24 protein-coding genes are annotated in these 22670 nt (G+C 61.2%); 2 read left to right on the forward strand and 22 right to left on the reverse strand.

The annotated features are described in order from the left end of the window. Positions 1 to 136: 136 nt before the first annotated feature. From AC3WKX_RS02710 to AC3WKX_RS02770, 13 genes are all read right to left on the reverse strand, one after another. A complete protein-coding gene (locus tag AC3WKX_RS02710) occupies positions 137 to 790 on the reverse strand; it encodes a TetR/AcrR family transcriptional regulator (RefSeq protein ID WP_004371278.1) in 654 nt (217 codons plus the stop codon). Between the two features lie 438 nt (positions 791 to 1228). Continuing rightward, a complete protein-coding gene (locus AC3WKX_RS02715) occupies positions 1229 to 2014 on the reverse strand; it encodes a TatD family hydrolase (protein ID WP_102604968.1) in 786 nt (261 codons plus the stop codon). Positions 2015 to 2077: 63 nt separating this feature from the next. Beyond that, positions 2078 to 3067, reverse strand: coding sequence for a DNA polymerase III subunit delta' (locus tag AC3WKX_RS02720; RefSeq protein ID WP_004371282.1), 990 nt, complete (start codon positions 3065 to 3067; stop codon positions 2078 to 2080). Continuing rightward, positions 3060 to 3692 (reverse strand): dTMP kinase, encoded by a 633-nt coding sequence (tmk, locus tag AC3WKX_RS02725; RefSeq protein ID WP_008434959.1) that lies wholly within the window; start codon positions 3690 to 3692, stop codon positions 3060 to 3062. The genes AC3WKX_RS02720 and tmk overlap by 8 nt, the downstream gene beginning before the upstream one ends. Positions 3693 to 3711: 19 nt before the next feature. Next, positions 3712 to 4830, reverse strand: a complete 1119-nt coding sequence (gene mltG / locus AC3WKX_RS02730; RefSeq protein WP_023659249.1) for an endolytic transglycosylase MltG — start codon at positions 4828 to 4830, stop codon at positions 3712 to 3714. A 1-nt stretch (position 4831) separates the two neighbouring features. Further along, the gene (gene pabC / locus AC3WKX_RS02735) at positions 4832 to 5647 is read right to left on the reverse strand and encodes an aminodeoxychorismate lyase (RefSeq protein ID WP_008434963.1); all 816 of its coding nucleotides are present in this window, start codon (positions 5645 to 5647) and stop codon (positions 4832 to 4834) included. Continuing rightward, positions 5647 to 6891, reverse strand: coding sequence for a beta-ketoacyl-ACP synthase II (gene fabF / locus AC3WKX_RS02740; RefSeq protein WP_004371291.1), 1245 nt, complete (start codon positions 6889 to 6891; stop codon positions 5647 to 5649). The genes pabC and fabF overlap by 1 nt, the downstream gene beginning before the upstream one ends. Positions 6892 to 7001: 110 nt before the next feature. Next, entirely contained in the window at positions 7002 to 7238 is a 237-nt protein-coding gene (gene acpP / locus AC3WKX_RS02745) for an acyl carrier protein (protein WP_004371293.1), read from the reverse strand. A 192-nt stretch (positions 7239 to 7430) separates the two neighbouring features. Beyond that, entirely contained in the window at positions 7431 to 8174 is a 744-nt protein-coding gene (fabG, locus tag AC3WKX_RS02750) for a 3-oxoacyl-ACP reductase FabG (protein ID WP_004371297.1), read from the reverse strand. A 30-nt stretch (positions 8175 to 8204) separates the two neighbouring features. Next, entirely contained in the window at positions 8205 to 9143 is a 939-nt protein-coding gene (gene fabD / locus AC3WKX_RS02755) for an ACP S-malonyltransferase (RefSeq protein ID WP_102604969.1), read from the reverse strand. A gap of 126 nt (positions 9144 to 9269) precedes the next feature. Continuing rightward, positions 9270 to 10280, reverse strand: a complete 1011-nt coding sequence (gene plsX / locus AC3WKX_RS02760; protein ID WP_080673274.1) for a phosphate acyltransferase PlsX — start codon at positions 10278 to 10280, stop codon at positions 9270 to 9272. Between the two features lie 4 nt (positions 10281 to 10284). Then, the gene (rpmF, locus tag AC3WKX_RS02765; RefSeq protein WP_004371305.1) at positions 10285 to 10467 is read right to left on the reverse strand and encodes a 50S ribosomal protein L32; all 183 of its coding nucleotides are present in this window, start codon (positions 10465 to 10467) and stop codon (positions 10285 to 10287) included. Positions 10468 to 10480: 13 nt separating this feature from the next. Next, positions 10481 to 11008 carry a YceD family protein gene (locus AC3WKX_RS02770; protein ID WP_004371317.1) on the reverse strand — a complete coding sequence of 176 codons (528 nt, stop codon included), beginning with the start codon at positions 11006 to 11008 and terminating at the stop codon, positions 10481 to 10483. Between the two features lie 105 nt (positions 11009 to 11113). Here AC3WKX_RS02770 and AC3WKX_RS02775 point away from each other — a divergent pair, with 105 nt between their 5' ends. Further along, a complete protein-coding gene (locus AC3WKX_RS02775) occupies positions 11114 to 11692 on the forward strand; it encodes a Maf family protein (RefSeq protein ID WP_008434969.1) in 579 nt (192 codons plus the stop codon). Positions 11693 to 11821: 129 nt separating this feature from the next. Here the strand turns inward: AC3WKX_RS02775 and AC3WKX_RS02780 are convergent, their stop codons facing one another. The 3 genes from AC3WKX_RS02780 to rluC are packed head-to-tail and all read right to left on the reverse strand — an operon-like array spanning position 11822 to position 14444. Next, positions 11822 to 12814, reverse strand: coding sequence for a S49 family peptidase (locus AC3WKX_RS02780; protein WP_102604970.1), 993 nt, complete (start codon positions 12812 to 12814; stop codon positions 11822 to 11824). A gap of 21 nt (positions 12815 to 12835) precedes the next feature. Then, positions 12836 to 13498, reverse strand: coding sequence for an HAD-IA family hydrolase (locus AC3WKX_RS02785; RefSeq protein ID WP_004371323.1), 663 nt, complete (start codon positions 13496 to 13498; stop codon positions 12836 to 12838). Next, on the reverse strand, positions 13485 to 14444 hold the full coding sequence (gene rluC, locus AC3WKX_RS02790; protein WP_004371325.1) for a 23S rRNA pseudouridine(955/2504/2580) synthase RluC: 960 nt from the start codon (positions 14442 to 14444) through the stop codon (positions 13485 to 13487). Before rluC ends, AC3WKX_RS02785 begins: the two co-directional genes overlap by 14 nt. Before the next feature lie 738 nt (positions 14445 to 15182). Between rluC and rne the strand changes: the two genes are divergently transcribed. After that, on the forward strand, positions 15183 to 18446 hold the full coding sequence (gene rne / locus AC3WKX_RS02795) for a ribonuclease E (protein WP_173883030.1): 3264 nt from the start codon (positions 15183 to 15185) through the stop codon (positions 18444 to 18446). Positions 18447 to 18513: 67 nt separating this feature from the next. Here the strand turns inward: rne and AC3WKX_RS02800 are convergent, their stop codons facing one another. The 6 genes from AC3WKX_RS02800 to AC3WKX_RS02825 form a co-directional block, all read right to left on the reverse strand. Continuing rightward, positions 18514 to 19101 (reverse strand): nucleotidyltransferase family protein, encoded by a 588-nt coding sequence (locus AC3WKX_RS02800; RefSeq protein WP_102604972.1) that lies wholly within the window; start codon positions 19099 to 19101, stop codon positions 18514 to 18516. Then, positions 19098 to 20084 carry an XdhC family protein gene (locus AC3WKX_RS02805; protein WP_008434978.1) on the reverse strand — a complete coding sequence of 329 codons (987 nt, stop codon included), beginning with the start codon at positions 20082 to 20084 and terminating at the stop codon, positions 19098 to 19100. Before AC3WKX_RS02805 ends, AC3WKX_RS02800 begins: the two co-directional genes overlap by 4 nt. A 150-nt stretch (positions 20085 to 20234) precedes the next feature. Further along, positions 20235 to 21254, reverse strand: a complete 1020-nt coding sequence (murB, locus tag AC3WKX_RS02810) for a UDP-N-acetylmuramate dehydrogenase (protein WP_102604973.1) — start codon at positions 21252 to 21254, stop codon at positions 20235 to 20237. Then, positions 21251 to 21715, reverse strand: a complete 465-nt coding sequence (locus AC3WKX_RS02815; protein ID WP_102604974.1) for a low molecular weight protein-tyrosine-phosphatase — start codon at positions 21713 to 21715, stop codon at positions 21251 to 21253. The genes murB and AC3WKX_RS02815 overlap by 4 nt, the downstream gene beginning before the upstream one ends. After that, on the reverse strand, positions 21715 to 22479 hold the full coding sequence (kdsB, locus tag AC3WKX_RS02820; protein ID WP_008434982.1) for a 3-deoxy-manno-octulosonate cytidylyltransferase: 765 nt from the start codon (positions 22477 to 22479) through the stop codon (positions 21715 to 21717). The genes AC3WKX_RS02815 and kdsB overlap by 1 nt, the downstream gene beginning before the upstream one ends. Then, positions 22476 to 22661, reverse strand: coding sequence for a Trm112 family protein (locus tag AC3WKX_RS02825; RefSeq protein ID WP_003174668.1), 186 nt, complete (start codon positions 22659 to 22661; stop codon positions 22476 to 22478). The genes kdsB and AC3WKX_RS02825 overlap by 4 nt, the downstream gene beginning before the upstream one ends. Positions 22662 to 22670: the final 9 nt, after the last annotated feature.

Consider the following 22670-nt stretch of genomic DNA (forward strand, 5'->3'; position numbering starts at 1 on the left):
TCACTCCGGCAGAGGATAATTCGGGCGCGCTAAAACCTGACTGAAAAATCAAGTTTTAGCAAGGTCCTTGCCTGAGTATATTCCTGGGTTACTGCGCTGGGCAGGAAATCATATCGCCATCACGCTGGCGAATGATTCAAGTGGCCGGCGTTTCGGCGTTCGGCAAATCAGTGCTGTGCTTGCGCTTGTTGCCCATGCGCACGCCGATGTCCATCAGGAACTGGAAGAAACCTTCCTGGTCTTCCAGCACATTGCTCCAGAACGGCGAGTGGTACAACGCCACGGCGCCGTGCACCAACGCCCAGGCGGCGCAGTAGTGGAAATACGGTGGCACGTCTTCGAGCTTGCCTTCGCTGATACGGCCCTTGATCAGCAGGGTCAGGCGTTCGAAGTTCGAGGCACGGATCTTGTGCAGCTCCTCGACCATTTCCGGCACCTGATGGCCCTTCACCACTTTTTCTTCCAGGCGATCAAACAAGCGGTAGCGCTGCGGGTCACGCATGCGGAACTCGAAGTAGGCGCGGGACAGCGCTTCCTTGTCCTTGTCGACATCGGCCGAGTGCAGCAGCTCGTTCAGGTCGCGCTCGTAGTCGAGCATCAGGCGCAGGTAGATCTCGGCCTTGGACTTGAAGTGCTTGTAGATGGTGCCTTTGCCGATACCCACGGCATCCGCAATCATCTCGACGGTGACGCTGTCTTCACCCTGGTCGAGGAACAGCTTGAGTGCGGTGTCGAGAATTTCCTGCTCGCGGCGGCGAAACTCACGGACCTTGCGGGGTTCTTTGTGCATAAGAAAAAGGTCTGCAGAGATGGATATTGGAAGGGCGTTCGCTCCCCAAGCCGTGCTTGTCGGAACGTTTTACCCGGTGCGCGGGATTATCCCGACTGAACGGTCGTTGGGCAACGCCTATATGAACAACCTTTGCACTTAACTTACAACACGCCAACGAATGTGCCGATTCGAGTCAGAAATAAAACAGGTGATTGGCGCGTGTGCATCGCATCCAATGAGAACTCAACCGAAGCGGGCGTATTCCAAATCTGTTTAAAAAACGATCAGATGTGGCTGGACTGAATCGGATACTGATCAATACTTGAAATGTCGGCGTGGCATCTCCCCCAAGTGACGCGTCGACCTGGGTACCGACGGACTGCGTACCCTTGTTTTACTCCTAATGGTCTTAGCCCGGATTCACCCCCCAGAACCCGGGTTTTTTTTGCCTGCGATTCAGTGGCCGACGTGGGCCAGCGGGAACAGGCGCTTGAAGTTTTCGGTGGTCTGTTCGGCAAAGCGCTCGTAGGACTCGCCCCGCAGCATCGCCAGGTAATCCGCCACATCCCGTACGTATTCCGGCAGGTTGGGTTTGCCGCGATGGGGAATTGGCGCCAGGTACGGCGAATCGGTTTCCACCAGCAGGCGGTCTGCCGGGACCTGGCGTGCAACATCGCGCAGGGCATCGGCGTTGCGGAAGGTCACGATGCCCGACAAGGAAATGTAGAAACCAAGGTCCAGCGCGGCCTTGGCCATGTCCCAGTCTTCAGTGAAGCAATGCAGCACACCAGCCTGGGGCAGCGCGGCTTCGCGCAGCAGGGTCAGGGTGTCGGCACGGGCGCCACGGGTGTGGACGATCACCGGCTTGCCAGTCTGCTGGGCGGCTTGCAGGTGCAGACGGAACGACGCCTGCTGCAACTCGGCAGCTTCCGGTTCGTAGTGGTAATCCAGGCCGGTCTCACCGATGGCCACCACGCGTGGGTGATTGAGTTCGCCGAGCAGCCAGTCGAGGGCCGGGGCTTCGCCGGGCTTGAGGTCCAGCGGGTGAACGCCCACCGAGCAGTCGACGTCGGCATAACGATCGGCCAGGGCTTTGACGTCGGCGGCGTTTTCCGCGCTGACGCCGATGCACAGGAAGTGCCCTACCCCGCGCTGGCGCGCAGCTTCAAGGGCGGCGTCGAGGGAGCCGCCGTGCTGGGCCAGGTCGAGGCGATCAAGGTGGCAATGGGAATCTACGAGCATAGGGATCTACAACTTGAGTCACGGAAAGTGTCTGGCCAACGATACACCCGTCGGCCACTGAAATTAACGGCGGCCGAGCAAACCGACCCACTGCACCAGCAAGGCCTCAAGCAACAGCACGCGATTGAGGTTGGCCTTGCCGAGGACCTTCTGGCGTTGGGCGAGGATCCAGTCCTGGATGTTCAGCACCTTGTCCTGGGCGCTCTTCTGCGCCAGGTATTGCACGACTTTGCGCATGTCCGGCAGCCCAAGGCCGTTTTCGTCCTGGGTCAGCTGGTAGCGCAGGATCAGGCTCGACCAGTCGCAAAACCAGTCGAACAGCAGCAGCAAGGGAATGTCTTTCCAGGCGCTTTCGGCCAGTTGCGTGGCCGACACTTCCTGCTTGAGCAGTTTCTTCACCCCGTCCACCACCAGCGCACGCTGTTCACGCACGCCCTGGGCCTGGAGCTTGACCGCCGCCAGGGGCGAACCGGCCGCCAGGGTCAGCAACTCGACGCGCTCCGCCTCGCCGCAGTCCGGCAACGCCTGGGCCAGCCACTGCAGGCTCATGGCTTCGCTCGGCAACGGGCAGGCCTGCTGCACGCAGCGGCTGCGAATGGTCGGCAGCAGGCGGCTGGACTGGTGGCTGACCAGCAGCAGCACGGTATCGCCGGACGGTTCTTCCAGGCTCTTGAGCAAGGCATTGGCGGCGTTGATGTTCATCGACTCCACCGGTTCGATCAGCACCACCTTGCGCCCGCCCATCTGCGCGGTCTGCACCACGAAGCTGACCAGATCACGCACCTGGTCGACCTTGATCGCCTTGTCGGCCTCTTCCGGTTCCAGCAGATAGTTGTCCGGGTGGCTGCCGGCCTTGAGCAGCATGCAGGATTTACATTCGCCGCAGGCTTCCAGGCCGTTGGGCCGCTGGCACAACAAGCTGGCCATCAGCCGCTCGGCCAGGGCGCGCTTGCCGATGCCCACCGGGCCGTGGAGCAGGTAGGCGTGGGCGTGCTGGGCACGGCCCGCCAGTTGCTGCCAGAGGCTGTCCTGCCATGGATAGGCTTCAGCCACGGACACGCTCCACAAGCTTCGGCAACAGGGCGTCAATGCACTGCTGAACCTGAGTCAACGGTTGTGCGGCGTCCAACAGGTAGTAACGAGCGGGGTCGGCTTCGGCGCGCTTGAGAAACGCGCCGCGCACAGCTTCAAAAAAGACTCGGGTTTCCAGTTCGAAACGATCGAGGCGACCCCGGGCGGTGGCACGGGCCATGCCGACTTCCACCGGGAGATCGAACACCAGGGTCAGGTCGGGCCGCAAATCGCCCTGGACGAAGGTCTCCAAGGCCGCAATGCGCTCCAGGGACAAGCCACGACCGCCGCCCTGATAGGCATAGGTGGAATCGGTAAACCGGTCACAAATCACCACGGCGCCCCGGGCCAGTGCCGGGCGAATGACTTCGGCCAGGTGCTGGGCGCGGGCGGCGAACACCAGCAACAGCTCGGTGTCGGGGTTCATCTGTTCGTCGCCCGGGGTCAGCAGCACTTCACGGATACGCTCGGCCAGTGGCGTGCCGCCAGGCTCACGGGTCAGCAGCACCTCGATACCTTCGGCGCGCAGGCGCTCGGCCAGGTATTCACGATTGGTGCTCTTGCCGGCGCCTTCCGGGCCTTCCAGGGTAATAAACAAGCCAGTCACAGGCAGTCCTTAGTCAGAGTCATTGCGGGCTTTGCGGTGCGGCGTCATCGGGTGCCGGAGCCGGCTCGGCGGGCGTATCCAGCGGCGCGTCCGCAGGCTTTGCCGCCGGCGCCGGGCTGGAACGGTAATCGGCGCGACGCTTCATCTGGAACTCACGCACTGCTGCGTTATGCGCATCCAGGTTATCCGAGAAAATATGGCTGCCATCGCCTCGGGCAACGAAATACAGGCTGCTGCCCGCCACCGGGTTCAGCGCAGCATGAATCGCCTCCCGCCCGACCATGGCGATCGGCGTCGGCGGCAGGCCGGCGATCACGTAGGTGTTGTAGGGCGTGGCTTCCTTGAGGTGTGCGCGGGTCAGCTTGCCGGTGTAGCGCTCACCGAGGCCGTAGATCACCGTCGGGTCGGTTTGCAGCAGCATGCCGATCTGCATGCGCCGCACGAATACCCCGGCGATCTGGCCGCGCTCTTCCGGCACGCCGGTTTCTTTCTCCACCAGCGAGGCCATGATCAGCGCTTGATAGGGGTCGGTGTACGGCGCATCGGCCGCGCGCTTGCTCCACTCCTGGGCGAGGACATCGTCCAGACGGTTGTAGGATTTTTTCAGTAGTTCGACGTCGCTCATGCCGCGCACGAAGCGGTAGGTGTCCGGGAAGAAGCGCCCTTCAGGAAATACGCCCGGGTGGCCGAGTTTTTCCATCACCTCGCTGTCACTCAGGCCGGACAGGGTCTGCTCGATCTTTTCATGCTTGGCCAGGGCCGCGCGCACCTGGCGGAAGTTCCAGCCTTCCACCAGCGTAATGCTGTACTGCACCACTTCGCCACGCTGCCACAAGCCGATCAGGCCCTCGGCGGTGAGGCCCGGGGTCATGCGGTATTCGCCGCTGTGCAGCGGCTGGCCGTCGAGGTTGAAGCGCCAGTAGAGACGCAACCAGAACGCATCCTTGAGCACGCCGTCATTTTCCAGGCGATTGAAGGTGCCGGTGGGCGTCGCGCCAGCCGGTACGTCCAGCAATTGCTCCTGGGTCAGATTCAAGGGCTGCTCAAGGGCCGAGTTCAGCTTCCAGGCCGAAGCGCCCAGCAGCAAACCCGCCAGGACCAGACCGATCTCCAGCAACAATACAAATTTACGTCTCAAATCAAATATCCAATAGTGCGCGAACAATGCCCTGCAGTTTACGGGTGAGCGGCCCAACCGGCCAGCTCATCGCAGCACATCCGCGCACCGGCCAAATGCCATATACGCTGTTGCACACCAAGACTTCATCGGCCTGTTGCAGCTGCTCAAGGCTGATATCGGCCACGCTCGTCGGAATGCCCAACGCCTGCGCCTGGGCCAACACCTCGGCCCGCATGACGCCGGCGACGCCGCAGCGTTTCAGATCAGCGGTCAGCAACACGCCGTTACGCACCAGAAACAGGTTGCTGAAGACGCCTTCGATGACTCGACCGGACATATCCAGCATCAAACCTTCGGCGTGTTCGGCATCCTGCCATTCGGCGCGGGCGAACACCTGTTCCAGTCGATTGAGGTGCTTGAGGCCGGCGAGCAACGGTTGCTCGGACAAACGCGTGGTACACGCAAACAGGCGGATGCCTGACGCTGCATGTTCCGGGGGATAAGTGGCAGGTGGACTGCCTTGCAGAATGCGCCGCGCCGGAGCGCCAGCACTGATGCCATAACCGCGCTGGCTGTCGCCACGGGTTAGGATCAACTTGAGTACACCGTCACCGAGGGCAGCGGCGTAGGCCAGCAATTCGCTGCGGATCAGGGGTTGATCCGCAACAATCGCCAACCGCCTGCAACCTTCTTCAAGGCGCTGCAGGTGGCGGTCAAGCAGCACGGGCTGCCCGGCCTTGACGGCAATGGTCTCGAACAGCCCATCACCGTATGCCAGGCCACGGTCTTTCAGGGGCACTGCGCCCGCCGGCTGACCGTCGACCCAGCTCTCCATCACTCGGCGAACCGGCGGAACACCAGGGAACCGTTGGTACCACCAAAACCGAACGAGTTGGACAGCACCACGTCGATCGGCATCTTCTGCGGCTCGTGAGGCACGAAGTTCAGGTCGCAGCCCTCATCCGGTTCATCGAGGTTGATGGTCGGCGGAGCGACCTGATCCTTGATGGCCAGCACGCTGAAGATTGCCTCGACCGCGCCCGCCGCACCCAACAGGTGCCCGGTCATGGACTTGGTGGAACTGACCGCCAGCTTGTAGGCATGCTCGCCGAACACCGACTTGATGGCCTCGGCTTCCGCCAGGTCGCCGGTCGGGGTCGAAGTGCCATGGGCATTGATGTACTGCACCTGGTCAACGTTGACCTTGGCATCACGCAACGCATTGGTGATGCAGCGTGCAGCACCCGCGCCGTCCGACGGAGGCGAGGTCATGTGGTACGCATCACCGCTCATGCCGAAACCAATCAGCTCGGCGTAGATGGTGGCGCCACGGGCCTTCGCGTGCTCCAGCTCTTCGAGTACCAGCGCACCGGCACCGTCGGCCAGAACAAAACCGTCGCGGCCCTTGTCCCACGGACGACTGGCACGGGTCGGCTCGTCATTGCGGGTCGACAACGCACGGGACGCGCCGAAGCCGCCCATGCCCAAACCGCAGGCGGCCATCTCGGCACCGCCGGCGATCATCACGTCGGCCTCGTCATAGGCGATATTGCGCGCCGCCATGCCGATGCAGTGAGTGCCCGTGGTGCACGCCGTGGAAATGGCGTAGTTAGGCCCCTGGGCACCCAAGTGGATGGACAGGAAACCGGAAATCATGTTGATGATCGAGCCAGGCACGAAGAACGGTGAAATTCTGCGAGGGCCGGACTCATGCAGGGTGCGGCTGGTTTCTTCGATATTGGTCAGACCGCCAATACCCGAACCCATGGCCACGCCGATGCGCTCACGGTTGGCGTCGGTGACTTCCAGGCCGGCATTACGCACTGCCTGAAAACCGGCTGCCAGGCCGTATTGAATGAACAGGTCGAGTTTGCGGGACTCTTTGACCGAGAGATATTCCTCGACATTGAAGTCCTTTACCGAGCCGCCAAAACGGGTGGAATAGGCAGAAAGGTCCGTGTGTTCGATCAGACCAATACCACTGCGGCCAGCCAGAATGCCCTGCCAACTGCTCGGCACATCCGTACCCAGTGGCGACAACATACCCATACCGGTGACTACGACGCGTCTACGCGACACAGCACTCTCCTTTTTCTAATGACGACACTTTGCATCAGGCTTAAAGGAAAAAACCGCACGCCATAGGGCAGTGCGGTTTTTCCATCACAGCAAGCGACGATTACAAACTATTACGCCTGGTGGCTAGTAACGTAGTCGATAGCAGCTTGAACGGTAGTGATTTTTTCAGCTTCTTCGTCCGGGATTTCGGTCTCGAATTCCTCTTCCAGAGCCATCACCAGCTCAACGGTGTCAAGGGAGTCGGCACCCAGGTCTTCAACGAAGGAAGCGCTGTTGGTCACTTCTTCTTCTTTAACGCCCAGTTGCTCGGCAACGATTTTCTTGACGCGCTCTTCGATGGTGCTCATACCTTGTTTTCACTCCTAATGGACAAATTCAGGCAGCTGGCCAGTGGGTAAGTGTATAGAAAGACTTTTCAGCTTTTCAACTGAAAGCTTCACCCTCGTACCCTATTGGCCATCTGCCTATAAATAGATTGCAGCTTTATAACGGATTTTAGACAGCTCGTATGACATTTTTTTGAAGCGATCCGTCACAATTTAACTCATGTACATCCCGCCGTTCACCGGGATTGTAGCCCCAGTCACGTATGCCGCACCGTCGGATGCCAGGAAAGCGACCACATTCGCGATCTCTTGGGCCTGGCCCAGACGGCCCAGCGGAATCTGCGTCAGCAACGCTTCACGCTGCGCTTCAGGCAATTCGCGGGTCATATCGGTGTCGATGAACCCTGGGGCCACCGAGTTGACCGTAATCGACCGCGAGCCTACTTCACGCGCCAATGCACGGCTGAAACCTTCCAGACCGGCCTTGGCGGCTGCGTAGTTTACTTGGCCTGCGTTGCCCATGGCACCCACAACAGAGCCAATATTGATAATTCGACCCCAACGAGCCTTGGTCATGCCGCGCAAAACACCCTTGGACAGGCGAAACAGACTGTTCAGGTTGGTATCAACGACGTCATGCCACTCGTCGTCTTTCATACGCATCATCAGGTTATCGCGGGTAATACCGGCATTGTTCACCAGAATAGCCGGTGCACCGAATTGCGCCGTGATTTCAGCCAATACGGCCGCCACGGACTCATCGCTGGTCACGTTAAGCTCAAGACCGGTGCCCTGGACGCCGTTTTCCTTCAGCGTCGCGGCAATACGTTCAGCGCCGGCGGCGGAGGTTGCGGTACCGATGACCACAGCGCCCAGACGGCCCAGCTCCAGGGCGATCGCCTGGCCAATGCCACGGCTTGCGCCGGTGACCAGTGCAACTTTACCTTGCAGACTCATGCAGGCTTCTCCTAGGTTCGGAAATTAACGTCAGGCCAGGGCTGCGCGAGCGGCAGCGAAGGCATCCGGGGTATTGAGGTTGGAAGTCGACACGCCTTCGGCGCAACGCTTGTTCAAGCCGGCGAGGACTTTGCCCGGGCCGCACTCTACCAATTGGGTGGCGCCGTTGGCGGCCAGGGTCTGCACCGACTCAACCCAGCGAACCGGCTTGTACAGCTGTTCCAGCAGATCGCGCTTGAGGGTTTCCAGGTCAGAGGCCACGGCGGCACTGACGTTCTGCACCAACGGAATCTGCGGCGCCTGCCAGTTGATCGCAGCGATCGACTCGGCGAAACGCTCGGCAGCCGGGCGCATCAGTTCGCAGTGGGACGGCACGCTGACCGGCAACGGCAACGCACGCTTGGCGCCACGGGCCTTGCAGCTTTCGATGGCGCGCTCTACCGCCGCCTTGGCGCCGGCGATCACCACCTGGCCAGGGGAGTTGAAGTTCACGGCGCTGACCACTTCGCCCTGGGCCGCTTCGGCGCAGGCGGCAATCACGTCAGCATCTTCCAGGCCGAGAATGGCAGCCATACCGCCCTGCCCGGCAGGAACCGCTTCCTGCATCAACTGGCCACGACGCTCCACCAGCTTGACCGCTTCACCGAGGGTCAGGCTGCCAGCAGCTACCAGGGCGCTGTATTCGCCCAGGCTATGACCGGCAACGTAGGCCGGACGTGCGCCGCCTTCAGCCAGCCACAGACGCCACAGGGCGATGGAGGCGGTGAGGATGGCGGGTTGGGTCTTGTCGGTTTGATTGAGCAGCTCTTCCGGCCCTTGCTGGGTCAGTGCCCACAGGTCGTAACCCAAGGCATCGGAGGCTTCCTTGAAAGTGTCCAGGACCAACTGATGTTCCGCGCCCAGCTCGGCCAACATGCCGAGGGACTGCGAACCCTGCCCTGGAAAGACGAATGCGAGGGATGTAGACATGTAACAAGCCCCTAATGATCTGGTCGTCGGAAATTGGCACCCCACACGTGGGAGCGCAAGAAACTGACAGATTGGATGGTCAATTGAACTGGCCGGTCACATTTAAGCATTTCCGGCCCGATTCGCCTAAGGCAACAGATCCTCAAGGCGGCCGTGCAAGCGTTGCGGCAGGTTTTCCTGGATCTCGATCAAGGCGCGCTGGATGGCACTTTGAAAACCCTGCACCCCCGCCGAACCATGACTTTTCACCACGATGCCCTGCAACCCGAGGAAACTCGCACCATTGTGCCGCGCCGGAGCCAGGTCAGCCTGCAAGCGCCGCATCAAGGGCAGCGCCAGGGCGCCCACCAGGCGTGACGCCAGGTTGCGCTTGAACAAGGCCTCGATGCGCGCAGCAATCATCGTCGCCAGGCCCTCGCTGGACTTGAGCAGGATATTGCCGACAAAACCGTCGCATACCACCACGTCGGCTTCGCCGCGGTACAGACCGTCACCCTCGACAAAGCCGATGTAGTTCAGGCCTCGCGCGCTTTGCAACAGCGTCGCCGCCAGCTTGACCTGCTGGTTGCCCTTGATGTCTTCGGTGCCGATATTCAGCAGCGCCACCCGAGGCCGGGCCACGCCCAGCGCTTCGGCCGCCACCGAGCCCATCAGGGCAAAGTGCAGCAGATGCTCGGCACTGCAATCGACGTTCGCCCCCAGGTCCAGCAACTGGCAATAGCCCTGCTGGGTCGGAATAGCCGCAACCATCGCCGGCCGGTCAATGCCCGGCAGGGTTTTCAGCACATGCCGGGACAACGCCATCAACGCCCCGGTATTGCCGGCACTGACACAGGCCTGGGCCTTGCCGTCGCGTACCAGCTCAAGCGCCACCCGCATCGAAGAATCAGGCTTGCCGCGCAAGGCCTGCGCAGGCTTTTCATCCATGGTGATGGTTTCGCTGGCCGGTGTAATAGTCAGCCGCGCGCGATCCACCGCCGGATGGCTGGCAATCAGTTCTTCAAGTAAGGAGGGTTGACCGACGAGGGTCAGGTGCAGCGAGGGCGTGGCAGACAGGCAAGCAATGCAGGCCTGAACAATGCTGCGGGGACCGAAGTCCCCGCCCATTGCGTCAATCGCGATGACTTGAGCAGACAAGTGATTACTCGTCAGCGCCCTTGTCGATCACTTTACGGCCACGGTATACGCCTTCTGGCGATACGTGGTGACGCAGGTGAACTTCACCGGTGGTTTTTTCTACAGACAGAGTGCTTGCCGTCAGGGCGTCGTGCGAACGACGCATGTCACGGGCAGAGCGGGATTTTTTGTTCTGCTGAACAGCCATAATTGATTAACTCCTAAACGTTTGGGTCACGCTTTAACTGCGCCAATACACTGAACGGGTTGGACCGCGTTACCTCGTCCTCGCTCGGTTCGGGCTCATCGAGACCCGCCGGCTGCTGGCATTCTTCCGGATGATGAGCAGGCACAATGGGCAAGGCGAGCAAAAGCTCCTCCTCGATCAGTGACTGCAGATCCAAAGGATCTTCGCCCAGTTCCAGCACGTCATAACCTTTCGGCAACGACTGGGTATTCGCACCCTCTTTCACCACAGCATAACTGCATTCGCTGTGGATCGGCAGGGTGACCAGCTCAAGACAACGCTGGCAAACCATTTTGACTTCGGTGTCGATAAAGCTGTGGATTACCACAGACTTACGTTCATCTCGTTCAAAAACGAATTTAGCCTGCACCGTACCGACAGTGTCGGAAAGCGGGTCGCAGAGTCTCTCCAAATCGGCCAGGAGCAGCTCACCTTGAAGGGTGGTGCCACGATCAGCCAATTTGCGCGGGTCAACGTGAGGTGGAATCGGGTCATTCAACATAGGCGCAGCATTATAGGGATGCACCCGGCCATGTCAAAGGAAATTCAGCCCTGTCCGTCACCGGGCCTCCCCGCTAGAATCCGCGACTGCCTTGAGGAGACGCCCATGCTGCCTTTATTACTCGCTTCCAGCTCGGTTTATCGCCGGGAATTGTTGAACCGCCTGCACCTGCCGTTCATCTGCAGCTCGCCGGATATCGACGAAAGCCACCGCCGGGACGAGTCCGCTGTGGAGCTGGTCAAGCGCCTGGCCGAGGAAAAGGCCCGCGCCCTGGCTGACAGCCATCCGGGCCACCTGATCATCGGCTCGGACCAGGTCGCCGCGCTCGACGGCCAGATCATCGGCAAGCCCCACACTTTCGAGAAGGCCCGTGAGCAACTGCTGGCGGCCAGTGGCAAGCGCGTCAGCTTCCTGACCGGCCTGGCTGTACTGAACAGCGCCACCGGCCATTGCCAGGTCGACTGCATCCCCTTCACCGTACACATGCGCACGCTGGACGCCGCACGCATCGAACGCTACCTGCGCATCGAGCAGCCCTACGACTGCGCTGGCAGCTTCAAGGCCGAAGGCCTGGGGGTGAGCCTGTTTCAAAGCACCGAAGGTCCAGACGCCACCAGCCTGGTCGGACTGCCGCTGATCCGACTGGTGGACATGCTACTGGCCGAAGGCGTACAGATTCCCTGAGAACACCACAAACGAATGTGGGAGCTGGCTTGCCTGCGATGCAGACACCTCGGTACATCAGTTGCACCGAGGTGATGCTATCGCAGGCAAGCCAGCTCCCACACTTTGAGCCTTGTCGCGCTCAAGATCTCAGCGCAGGGTCGGACCCTGAAAGCCCATCCACATCGCCAACTGCTCAGCCACACTGGCACCCAGCTTCTTGGAGAAACGATCAAACGGCGATTCCTGAACAGTGAAGTCCACCAGTTCTTTCTCGCCAATCACGTCCCGCGCCACCGAACTGGCACTGCCCAGGCCATCGATCAAGCCCAATGGCAGCGCTTGCTCGCCAGACCAGACCAGACCGGAAAACAGCTCCGGATGTTCCTTATCCTTGAGCCGGTCACCGCGCCCCTGCTTCACACTGGCGATGAACTGCCGATGAGTGGTATCCAGCACACCCTGCCAGAACTGGGTTTCATCCGCCTTTTGCGGCTGGAACGGGTCCAGGAACGACTTATGCTCACCTGACGTGTAGGTACGACGCTCAACCCCGAGCTTCTCCATGGTGCCGACAAAGCCATAACCGGCCGCCGTCACACCAATCGAACCCACCAGACTGGCCTTGTCGGCATAGATCTGGTCGGCAGCACTGGCGATGTAGTAGGCACCCGAGGCACCCAGGTCGGAAATCACTGCATACAGCTTGATGTCCGGGTGCAAGGCGCGCAGGCGACGAATCTCGTCGTACACGTAACCCGATTGCACCGGACTGCCGCCCGGGCTGTTGATGCGCAGGATCACAGCCTTGACCTTGGAGTCCTCGAAGGCCGCCCGCAGGCTGCTGACGATGTTGTCTGCACTGGCAGACTCCTTGTCGGCAATCACTCCGCGCACTTCGATCAACGCCGTGTAATTACCGCTTCGGGTGGCGCTCTTCTCCATGTCCATCAGCGGACTGAACAGCACCAGCATGCCCAACAGATAAATAAAGGTCAGAAGCTTGAAAAAGATCCCCCAACGCCGGGAGCGGCGCTGCTCCTGAACACTGGCCAGCAAGGTCTTCTCCAGCAACTTCCAGCTTCTGTCATCGCCATTGTTATTGGCATTGGCCTTCTCAGGCGCTTTCCACTCATCGGTCATGCCATCTACCCCAGCAAAGACTTAATGGGCCCGGCTGAGCCAGGCCTGCAATTCAGAAAAACGGTCAATTGTCAGGCGCGGCTCGTAGGCCTGCAACGCCTGGGCAGATTGGGCGCCGTAGCTGACCGCCACGGAGTCCATGCCAGCATTACGCGCCATCATCAGGTCGAACGACGCATCACCCACCATCAACGCCTGCCGAGGCGACACGCCACATTGAGCGAGGATCTGCTCGAGCATCAGAGGGTGGGGCTTGCTGGCGGTTTCGTCCGCCGCACGGGTGGCGTCGAAATAATCTTCCCAGCCATGAGCCTTGAGCACCCGGTCCAGGCCGCGACGGGCCTTGCCGGTCGCGACCGCAAGGTGATAACCGTCGGCGCGAAATGCTTCCATGGCCTGCGCCACGCCTTCAAATAGCGGCGAAGGCTGGGCGTCGAGCGCCATGTAGTGATCGGCGTAGTGCTGACGAAACGCTATCAGCTCGTCATCACCAATCTCCGGGTACAGGGTGCGGATCGCTTCCGGCAGGCCCAGGCCAATAATGCCCTTGACCGCCAGGTCGTCGCACAATGCATAACCGGAACGGGTCGACGCCGCGTGCATCGACTCGACAATCCGACCAATGGAATTACACAGCGTGCCATCCCAGTCAAAGATCAACAGCTTGTAGTCAGGGTGCGACACTCAGGCGCTCCACGGTCTTGGCCCACATTTCATCGACAGGCGCTTGCAGCTTCAATTCGCCACCATCGGGCAGCGGCACGGTCAGCATGTAGGCGTGCAGGAACAGGCGTTTGCCACCCAGGTCGCGGATTTCCTTGGAGAAATCTTCATCGCCGTATTTGGTATCGCCGGCAATGCAGTGCCCCGCATGCAGGGTGTGCACACGAATCTGGTGGGTACGGCCAGTGACCGGCTTGGCCTCGACCATGGTGGCAAAGTCACCAAAGCGGCGCAGCACCTTGAACAGGGTCAGCGCCTCCTTGCCCTCCTCGTCCACCTCGACCATGCGCTCGCCGGAACGCAGGTTGCTCTTCTGCAACGGCGCGCGCACGCTCTTGATCGAGGTGGCCCAGTTGCCACGCACCAGCGCCATGTAGCGCTTGTCCACGCCATCACCGCGCAGGGCGGCATGCAGGTGGCGCAACATGCTGCGTTTCTTGGCGATCATCAACAGGCCGGAGGTGTCACGGTCCAGACGGTGGACCAGCTCCAGCTCCTTGGCATCCGGGCGCAACTGACGAAAGGCTTCGATCACCCCGTAGTTGAGGCCGCTGCCACCGTGGACCGCGATGCCACACGGCTTGTTGATCACGATCAGTGCCTTGTCTTCGAAGACAATCGACGCTTCAAGGCGCTGCAACAGGCCCTGGGCCAGTGGGACCGGTTCGTCACGCTCAGGCACCCGCACCGGCGGCACGCGGACGATGTCGCCCGCCTGCAGCTTGTACTCGGGCTTGATCCGGCCTTTGTTCACGCGCACTTCGCCTTTACGCAAAATGCGGTAAATCAAGGTCTTGGGCACGCCTTTGAGCCTGGCAAGAAGAAAGTTGTCGATGCGTTGGCCGGCATATTCCGGCGAGACCTCGAGCAGCTGGACGCTGGGGGTCTGGGGGGCGGTAGTCGTCATGGCGGCGATGATAACAATTTTTTATGGAATTGAAGCACTTAATCATTGCTGCTATAGTCGCGAACGCCGCCAAAAGCGGCCTGGACAGAGGACTAGCGGCAAACTGCCGGCCCTGACCATCGCAATTCATCAGGACGCGAGGCCGTCCTACGGGGCTTTCGCCACCCTGGAAGGCTCGAGATTGTAACAAGCGCAGGTGACATGAGGCCTGAAGCGAGTGCAAAAAGCAGAGTGATTACTCGCCTTTTGCGCCGATATTTACGGCCAGTTCACAAAGTGCAGTCAGTCTGGAGCCAGACCACGGCGAATGCTTCGGAAACAACGCCTGTTACGAGCTGAGTGAGAGCACAATCGCCCACACCCGGTCTTGTTTAGCCATGAGCGTGGACTCCCCATTGGAGAACACGGTAAATGCCAACCCGCTGCGGATTCTGCGCGCGGCAGCACCCGAATTATCAGGGATACGTGTAGGGTGGAGATGCACAACCGTCGGACTGTGTAGCACTAGGCTTATATTTAGACGCTTCATCTCGTCCACAGTCGCCGGTTGATTCCTCCTCCTGACTGAGTGCTTAAGTCACCACAGCAAGCAGGAAGCGTACGTCGCGATACCGCCCATTTTGGCGGGTATTGCTGGACACTGGAGTGGCCAACCACTCTTGACGCACCTGACACCGACCGTGAGAAGTCGTGTGTGCCGAACGCCGTTTCCGGCAGCCCGGAAACCGACGGTACAACATGAAAAGAATGCTGATTAACGCAACTCAACCCGAAGAGTTGCGTGTTGCACTGGTAGACGGCCAACGCCTCTACGACCTGGACATCGAGTCCGGTGCACGCGAGCAAAAGAAGGCCAACATCTATAAAGGCCGGATTACTCGCATCGAACCAAGCCTTGAGGCTGCCTTTGTCGATTTCGGCTCCGAGCGCCATGGTTTCCTGCCCCTCAAAGAAATCTCCCGCGAATACTTCAAGAAATCCCCTGAAGGCCGCGTGAACATCAAGGACGTCCTGAGCGAAGGCCAGGAAGTCATCGTTCAGGTAGAAAAAGAAGAACGTGGCAACAAGGGCGCCGCCCTGACCACCTTCATCAGCCTGGCTGGCCGTTATCTGGTCCTGATGCCGAACAACCCGCGTGCCGGCGGTATCTCCCGTCGCATCGAAGGCGAAGAGCGCAACGAACTGCGTGAAGCGCTGAACGGCTTGATCGCTCCGGCCGACATGGGCCTGATCGTGCGCACTGCCGGCCTGGGCCGCAGCAGCGAAGAAATGCAGTGGGACCTCGACTACCTGCTGCAACTGTGGACCGCTATCAAGGAAGCGTCCCTGGATCGTTCCGCGCCATTCCTGATCTACCAGGAAAGCAACGTGATCATCCGCGCCATCCGCGATTACCTGCGCCAGGACATCGGCGAAGTGCTGATCGACAGCGTCGAAGCCCAGGACGAAGCCCTGACCTTCATCCGCCAGGTGATGCCGCAGTACGCCAGCAAGATCAAGCTGTACGAAGACAGCGTTCCGCTGTTCAACCGTTTCCAGATCGAAAGCCAGATCGAAACCGCTTTCCAGCGCGTCGTCGAACTGCCTTCCGGCGGCTCCATCGTGATCGACCCGACCGAAGCCCTGGTGTCCATCGACATCAACTCGGCGCGTGCCACCAAGGGTAGCGACATCGAAGAAACCGCCCTGCAGACCAACCTGGAAGCGGCTGAAGAAATCGCCCGCCAGCTGCGCCTGCGTGACATCGGCGGCCTGATCGTGATCGACTTCATCGACATGACCCCGGCCAAGAACCAGCGCGCCGTGGAAGAGAAAGTCCGCGAATGCCTGGAAGCTGACCGTGCCCGCGTACAGGTCGGCCGCATTTCGCGCTTCGGCCTGCTGGAAATGTCCCGTCAGCGCCTGCGTCCATCCCTGGGTGAAAGCAGCGGCATCGTCTGCCCGCGTTGCAACGGCACCGGCATCATCCGTGACGTTGAATCGCTGTCGCTGGCGATCCTGCGCCTGATCGAAGAAGAAGCCCTGAAAGACCGCACTGCCGAAGTGCGCGCCCAGGTGCCGATCCCGGTCGCTGCGTTCCTGCTCAACGAAAAACGCAACTCGATCACCAAGATCGAACTGCGCACCCGCGCCCGCATCGTCATCCTGCCGAACGATCACCTCGAGACGCCGCACTTCGAAGTGCAGCGCCTGCGTGATGACAGCCCGGAAGCCCACGTCAACCAGTCCAGCTACGAAATCGCTGCTGCCGCTGCCGAAGTGGAAGAAGTCCAGCCAGCCGCTGCGACCCGCACCCTGGTTCGCCAGGAAGCCGCCGTGAAGACCGCGCCAGCCCGTGCCAACGCACCGGTTCCGGTCGAGGCAGCTGCGCCGGTTGCCGCACCAGCTGCCCTGCCTGAGCCAAGCCTGTTCAAGGGTCTGGTGAAGTCGCTGGTCAGCCTGTTCGCCACCAAGGAAGAGCCGGTGGCTCCAGTTGTGGTCGAGAAGCCTGTGACTGAACGCCCTGCACGCAATGAAGAGCGTCGCAACGGTCGCCAGCAGAGCCGCAATCGCAACGGTCGCCGTGACGAAGAGCGCAAGCCTCGTGAAGAACGTGCACCCCGCGAAGAACGCGCCCCACGTGAAGAGCGCCAACCGCGCGAAGCCCGTGAAGAAACACCAACCGTAGCCCGTGAAGAGCGTGCACCACGCGAAGAACGTGCACCGCGTGCTCCACGTGCTCCACGTGAAGACCGCAAGCCACGTGGCGAACGTGAAGAACGCGTGCGTGAACTGCGCGAGCCGTTGGATGCCGCTCCAGCCGTAGCCGCTGCTGCTGCCACCGCTGCCACTGCTGAAGAGCGTCCAGCTCGTCAGCCGCGTGAAGAACGTGCGCCACGCCCTCCTCGTGAAGAGCGTCAACCACGTGCCGAGCAAGCGGCTCCAGCCGGTGAAGAAGAAGAGCTGCTGTCCAACGAAGACCAGCAACAGGAAGACGGCCAGGACAACGCCGAAGGCGATCGTCCACGCCGCCGCTCCCGTGGCCAGCGTCGTCGCAGCAACCGTCGTGAGCGTCAACGTGATGCCAACGGCAACGAAATCGAAGGCTCGGAAGAGACCGGCGAAGCCAACGCAGCCGCTACCGGCGAACCGACTGGCGCCGAACTGGCTGCCGGCCTGGCCGTTACCGCTGCTGTCGCCAGCTCGGTCATCAGCGCACCTGCTGAAGCCCAGGCCAACGAGCAAGCTGAAGCAGCCACCGCTGCCATCCAGGAAAACACTGTTGTAGAGACGCCAGCCGTCGAAGCGCCAGTGGTTGAAGCAACGACCCCGGTCGAAGCCCCGGTTGTTCCGGAAGTGGAAGTAGCTCCGGCTCGTCACGTTCGTGAAGTTCGTGAAGTTCGCGAGCCTCAGCCTGAAATCGACGTGGTTGCCGAGCCTGCCGTGGTTGTTGAACAACCGCCCGTGGTTGAAGCTGCCGTTGAAGCACCGGTAGCCGAGCCAACCCCTGAAGTGCGTGAAGTTCGCGAAGAACAGACCGCCTTCCAGTGGTCTGCCGAACCTGCCCCGGTGGTTGAAGCGGTTGAAGCTCCAGCGCCTGCGCCAGTGGTCGAAGAAGCTCCAGTGCCAGTCGCTGAAGTGGTGGTCGCTGCTGAACCTGTGGCCGTTGTTGCCGAGCCTGCGCCAGTGGTTGAAGCGCCAGTGGTTGCCGAAGTGGCAGCCCCGGTGGTTGAAGCCGCTCCGGCCAGCGCCCTGACCGAAAATGGCCGTGCGCCGAACGACCCACGCGAAGTGCGTCGTCGTCGCAAGGAAGCTGAAGCGGCTGCCGCTGCTGCCAAGGCCGCTGCCGAAGCCGCTCCAGCCGTCGCTGAAGTTGCCGAGGCAGCCCCTGCTCCGGTCACCGAAGCCGTGGTTGAGCACAGTGCCCCTGCCATCGACGAGAACGTACGTTCCGTTGAAGAAGTGGTAGAGCACCACCCTAAGGCCCAGGAAGAAGAGCACGAGCCTAAACCCCTCGTCTGATTCCATCGGCCACTAAAAAGCCCCGCCTGAGTGATCAGGCGGGGCTTTTTTATGCCCGTTACATCAGTTAGCGGTAGTCCAACAACCCTGGCACATCGACGTCCCACAACACACCGGGATCATCGACTACGACTTCCTGCACCGAAGCCTTGGCAAATAACGGTTTTGCTCCGCGGTCTCCGGTCAGCGCGATCAAGGCCGGACCGAATGAACGGCCAAACCCCACGGGGTGCCCGTACTGACCTGCATGCACCGGGGCGCTGATACCGTCTTCCTCCAGGCCTGCCATCACTTGCTCGATACTTGCCGGCAGGACAAACGGCATATCCCCCAACACCACCAGCCAACCAGCCGACGGCCCACTGGCCGCCACCGCTGCGGCGATGCTGTCACCCATGCCCGGCGAGCGCAAAAGCAATACTTCGCAACCGTGCACCTTAGCCAACCGAATCACTTCGGTGCGATCCGGTGACGTCACCAGCCAACGTCTCGTAGCCACAGGCGGCAGATTCACCAATACCTGCTCGATCACCGACCGCGTGATGCCATCCCGGCCCACGCAGGGCGCCAGCAACTTGTCCTGATCGGCACCCGCCTCGGCCCGAAAACGACTGCCCTGCCCCGCCGCCAGGATGATTACGGCGATGCCCGTCAACTGACCGCTGCCTGCAACGGCTTTTTCTGCAGCAGATCGATCCCGTTCTTGATGGCGACGATTTCCGCCATCAACGACAAGGCGATTTCCGCCGGCGTATGGCTGCCGATATGCAGGCCAATCGGCCCATGCAGCCGCGCAATGGCGTCCGCACTGAGCCCCAGTGCCGCGAGGTTTTCCCGGCGCTTCTGGCTGTTGACCCGCGAACCCAGCGCGCCTATGTAGAACGCCCGGGAATTGAGGGCCGTCAGCAACGCCATGTCATCCAGGCGCGGGTCATGGGTGAGCGCGACAATGGCGGTGCGTTCATCGGTCTGGATATTCAACACCGCTTCATCCGGCATACCCGGCACAAAGCGCCCGTGCTGCTCCTCCCAGCCATAAACAAACTCCTGGCGCGGGTCGCAGATCAGCACTTCGAAATCCAGCAACCGAGCCATTTCCGCCACATAACGTGACAGCTGGCCCGCGCCGATCAGCAGCAGGCGCCAGCGCGGACCGTAAATCGCGCGCAAACGCTCGCCGTTGAAGCTGACCACATCGGTCTTGCTCGCACCGCTCAACACCACCTCGCCGGTGGCCAGGTCCAACTCACGGGCGACAATCTCGTGGGCCTCACAGCGCGCCAGCAGTTCAGCTACCCAACCCGGATCACTCACCCGCTCTTCGGTGAGACGCAGGGTGCCGCCACACGGCAGGCCAAAACGCGCCGCTTCGTCCCGGGTGACACCGTAGGTGACAAGCTGCACCGGCGGCCCGTCGTCAGGCAGCCGACCGTCCTGCAACCGGGCGATCAAGTCGTCCTCGATACAGCCGCCGGACACCGAGCCAATCACCACCCCGTCGCCGCGCAAGGCCAGCATCGCCCCCGGCGGACGCGGGGCGCTGCCCCAGGTCTGGACCACGCTGTACAGCACCACTCGCTGCCCGGCGAGGCGCCATTCCAGCACGCTGCGTAATACATTCAGATCAACACTGTCCATCAGGCTTTCGCCTCCCGCCAACCTTGCAACTGATTTTGATAAACAGCATCTATGGGTTGATCAAAAATATCGGTAGTCAGCTAAGTTAACTCACCGGCAATAAAAAAGCCCTGCAATGCAGGGCTTGGTGCGTCAAAAAACAAGCTTAGTTCAATAGCGATTCGGCTCCATTTCCAGCACCACCTTGAAGCGCTTTTCGATGTCCTGCTGGATACGCAGCGCGAGCCCGGCAATGTCCTGGCCGCTGGCCGCGCCGTAGTTCACCAATACCAGTGCCTGCAAGCGATGCACGCCGGCATCGCCATCGCGAAAGCCTTTCCAGCCGGCCTTGTCGATCAGCCAGCCGGCGGCCAGTTTCATCTGCCCGTCGGCCTGGGGGTAAGCCACCAGGTCCGGGTATTGACGCTGCAACTCGGCAGCCAGTGCCTGGGACACCAGCGGGTTCTTGAAGAAACTCCCCGCATTGCCGAGCACCGCCGGGTCGGGCAGTTTCTCGCTACGAATGCTGCAAATCGCGCGGCTGACATCGCTGGGCGTGGCCTGCGCGATGCCTTGCTCGGTCAGGCGCTGTCGCACCGGCCCGTATTCAAGTTTCAGATGCACGGCGCGGCTCAGGGCAAAACGCACCCGCAGGATCAGCCAGCGCCCCACTTCGTGCTTGAACAGGCTGTCGCGGTAGGCAAAGTTGCACTCGGCCAGGCTGAAATCCCGCAGTTCGCCGGTCTGGCGATCAAGGGCGGTCAGGCCGCTGAATACATCCTTGATCTCTACACCGTAGGCGCCGATGTTCTGCATCGGTGCGGCGCCGACCGTGCCGGGAATCAGGCTGAGGTTTTCCAGGCCGGAAAAGCCCTGGGCCAGGGTCCACAGCACAAACGGATGCCAGGCTTCGCCCGCTTCGGCCTCAACCACGACCTGCACGCCATCGTCGTGCAACACCCGGATGCCCTGGCTGGCCATGCGCAGCACCAGTGCGTCAATATCCTGGGTCAACAGCAAGTTGCTGCCACCGCCAATCACCAGCAACGGCAGTTGTTGCTCGGCGGCACAGGCCAGGGCCTCACGCACGTCGGCGTCATTGTGGGCCTCGGCAAACAGCCGGGCATGCACGTCGATGCCAAAGCTGTTGAACGGCTTGAGCGAAACCTGTGCCCGTACCTGCAAAGTCATAACCGGCCCTTCAATTCAATCACCAACAGGTCACAGGCGCGCTCGATCAGGTCGAGGACAGTTTCAAAGCCCTGGTCACCTTCGTAGTACGGGTCCGGCACTTCATCCACCATCCAGTCGTAGCGGCGCAGGAACAGGTCCAGGTCCGCCTTGCCCTGAGCCGGCTGCATGGCCTTGAGGTTGCGCAGGTTGCTCTGGTCCATGGCGAGGATCAGGTCGTAGCGGGAAAAGTCGGCACGCGACACCTGTTGTGCACGCTGGGCCGACAGGTCGTAGCCGCGTTGCAGCGCTGCACGCTGGCTGCGCTTGTCCGGTGGGTTGCCGACGTGCCAATCACCGGTACCGGCAGAGGCCACTTCAACCTGATCGGCCAGGCCGGCTTCGCGCAATTTGTGGCGCAGAACGCCTTCGGCCGTGGGCGAACGGCAGATGTTGCCCAGGCAGACGAACAGAACCTGCATCAGGCCCCCAGCAGGCGACGGACGCGCTCGAGGTCTTCAGGGGTGTCGACGCCCGCCGGCGGCGCTTCCAGGGCATCGCCCACATGAATGCGCACGCCGTGCCACAGGGCACGCAGTTGTTCCAGGGATTCGGTATTTTCCAGCCAGCACGGGCCCCAGCTCACGAAGTCGTGCAGGAAACCGGCGCGGTAGGCGTAGATGCCGATGTGGCGACGGTAAGGCACGCCAGCCGGCAGCACGTCAGGCTGTTTGGCGAACGCATCCCGCGCCCACGGCAAGGTAGAGCGACTGAAGGTCAGCGCCAGGCCATTGATGTCGCTGACCACTTTCACCACGTTGGGGTTGAACAGGGTCTCGATGTCTTCAATCGGCTCGGCCAGGGTCGCCATGCGCGCTTCGCCATGGGCTGCCAGGTTGGCCGCCACCTGATCGATCACGCTGGGCGGAATCAACGGCTCGTCACCTTGCACGTTGACCACGATGGCGTCCGCCGCCAGGCCCAGCTTGGTGGCCACTTCGGCCAGGCGGTCGGTACCGGAGTTGTGGTCTTCACGGGTCAGCACCGCTTCGGCACCAAAGCCTTTGCAGGCCTCGATGATGCGCGGATCGTCGGTGGCCACCACTACCCTTTCGGCGCTGCTTTTGCAGGCCTGTTCCCACACCAGCTGGATCATCGGCTTGTTGCCGATCAGTTGCAGCGGCTTGCCGGGCAGGCGGGTGGAGGCGTAGCGGGACGGGATGACAACGGTGAAGGCGGTGGTCATTTATCCAGGCGCTCGTCGGTGGTCAGGGTGCGGGCTTCGCTTTCGAGCATTACCGGAATGCCATCACGAATCGGGTACGCCAGGCCGGCGCCCTTGCTGATCAGCTCGGTTTTGTCGGCGCTGAGCTTGAGCGGACCCTTGCAGATCGGGCAAGCGAGGATATCGAGCAGTTTGGTGTCCATGAGTATGTC

This window comes from Pseudomonas sp. GP01-A4 (assembly GCF_058780865.1).

Coding starts and splice junctions, on each gene's coding strand:
- AC3WKX_RS02710 (WP_004371278.1), bottom strand. CDS start 790: ATGCACAAAGAACCCCGCAAGGTCCGTGAGTTTCGCCGCCGCGAGCAG.
- AC3WKX_RS02715 (WP_102604968.1), bottom strand. CDS start 2,014: ATGCTCGTAGATTCCCATTGCCACCTTGATCGCCTCGACCTGGCCCAG.
- pabC (WP_008434963.1), bottom strand. CDS start 5,647: ATGGAGAGCTGGGTCGACGGTCAGCCGGCGGGCGCAGTGCCCCTGAAA.
- acpP (WP_004371293.1), bottom strand. CDS start 7,238: ATGAGCACCATCGAAGAGCGCGTCAAGAAAATCGTTGCCGAGCAACTG.
- fabG (WP_004371297.1), bottom strand. CDS start 8,174: ATGAGTCTGCAAGGTAAAGTTGCACTGGTCACCGGCGCAAGCCGTGGC.
- fabD (WP_102604969.1), bottom strand. CDS start 9,143: ATGTCTACATCCCTCGCATTCGTCTTTCCAGGGCAGGGTTCGCAGTCC.
- rpmF (WP_004371305.1), bottom strand. CDS start 10,467: ATGGCTGTTCAGCAGAACAAAAAATCCCGCTCTGCCCGTGACATGCGT.
- AC3WKX_RS02770 (WP_004371317.1), bottom strand. CDS start 11,008: ATGTTGAATGACCCGATTCCACCTCACGTTGACCCGCGCAAATTGGCT.
- AC3WKX_RS02775 (WP_008434969.1), top strand. CDS start 11,114: ATGCTGCCTTTATTACTCGCTTCCAGCTCGGTTTATCGCCGGGAATTG.
- AC3WKX_RS02780 (WP_102604970.1), bottom strand. CDS start 12,814: ATGACCGATGAGTGGAAAGCGCCTGAGAAGGCCAATGCCAATAACAAT.
- rluC (WP_004371325.1), bottom strand. CDS start 14,444: ATGACGACTACCGCCCCCCAGACCCCCAGCGTCCAGCTGCTCGAGGTC.
- rne (WP_173883030.1), top strand. CDS start 15,183: ATGAAAAGAATGCTGATTAACGCAACTCAACCCGAAGAGTTGCGTGTT.
- AC3WKX_RS02805 (WP_008434978.1), bottom strand. CDS start 20,084: ATGGACAGTGTTGATCTGAATGTATTACGCAGCGTGCTGGAATGGCGC.
- murB (WP_102604973.1), bottom strand. CDS start 21,254: ATGACTTTGCAGGTACGGGCACAGGTTTCGCTCAAGCCGTTCAACAGC.
- AC3WKX_RS02815 (WP_102604974.1), bottom strand. CDS start 21,715: ATGCAGGTTCTGTTCGTCTGCCTGGGCAACATCTGCCGTTCGCCCACG.
- kdsB (WP_008434982.1), bottom strand. CDS start 22,479: ATGACCACCGCCTTCACCGTTGTCATCCCGTCCCGCTACGCCTCCACC.
- AC3WKX_RS02825 (WP_003174668.1), bottom strand. CDS start 22,661: ATGGACACCAAACTGCTCGATATCCTCGCTTGCCCGATCTGCAAGGGT.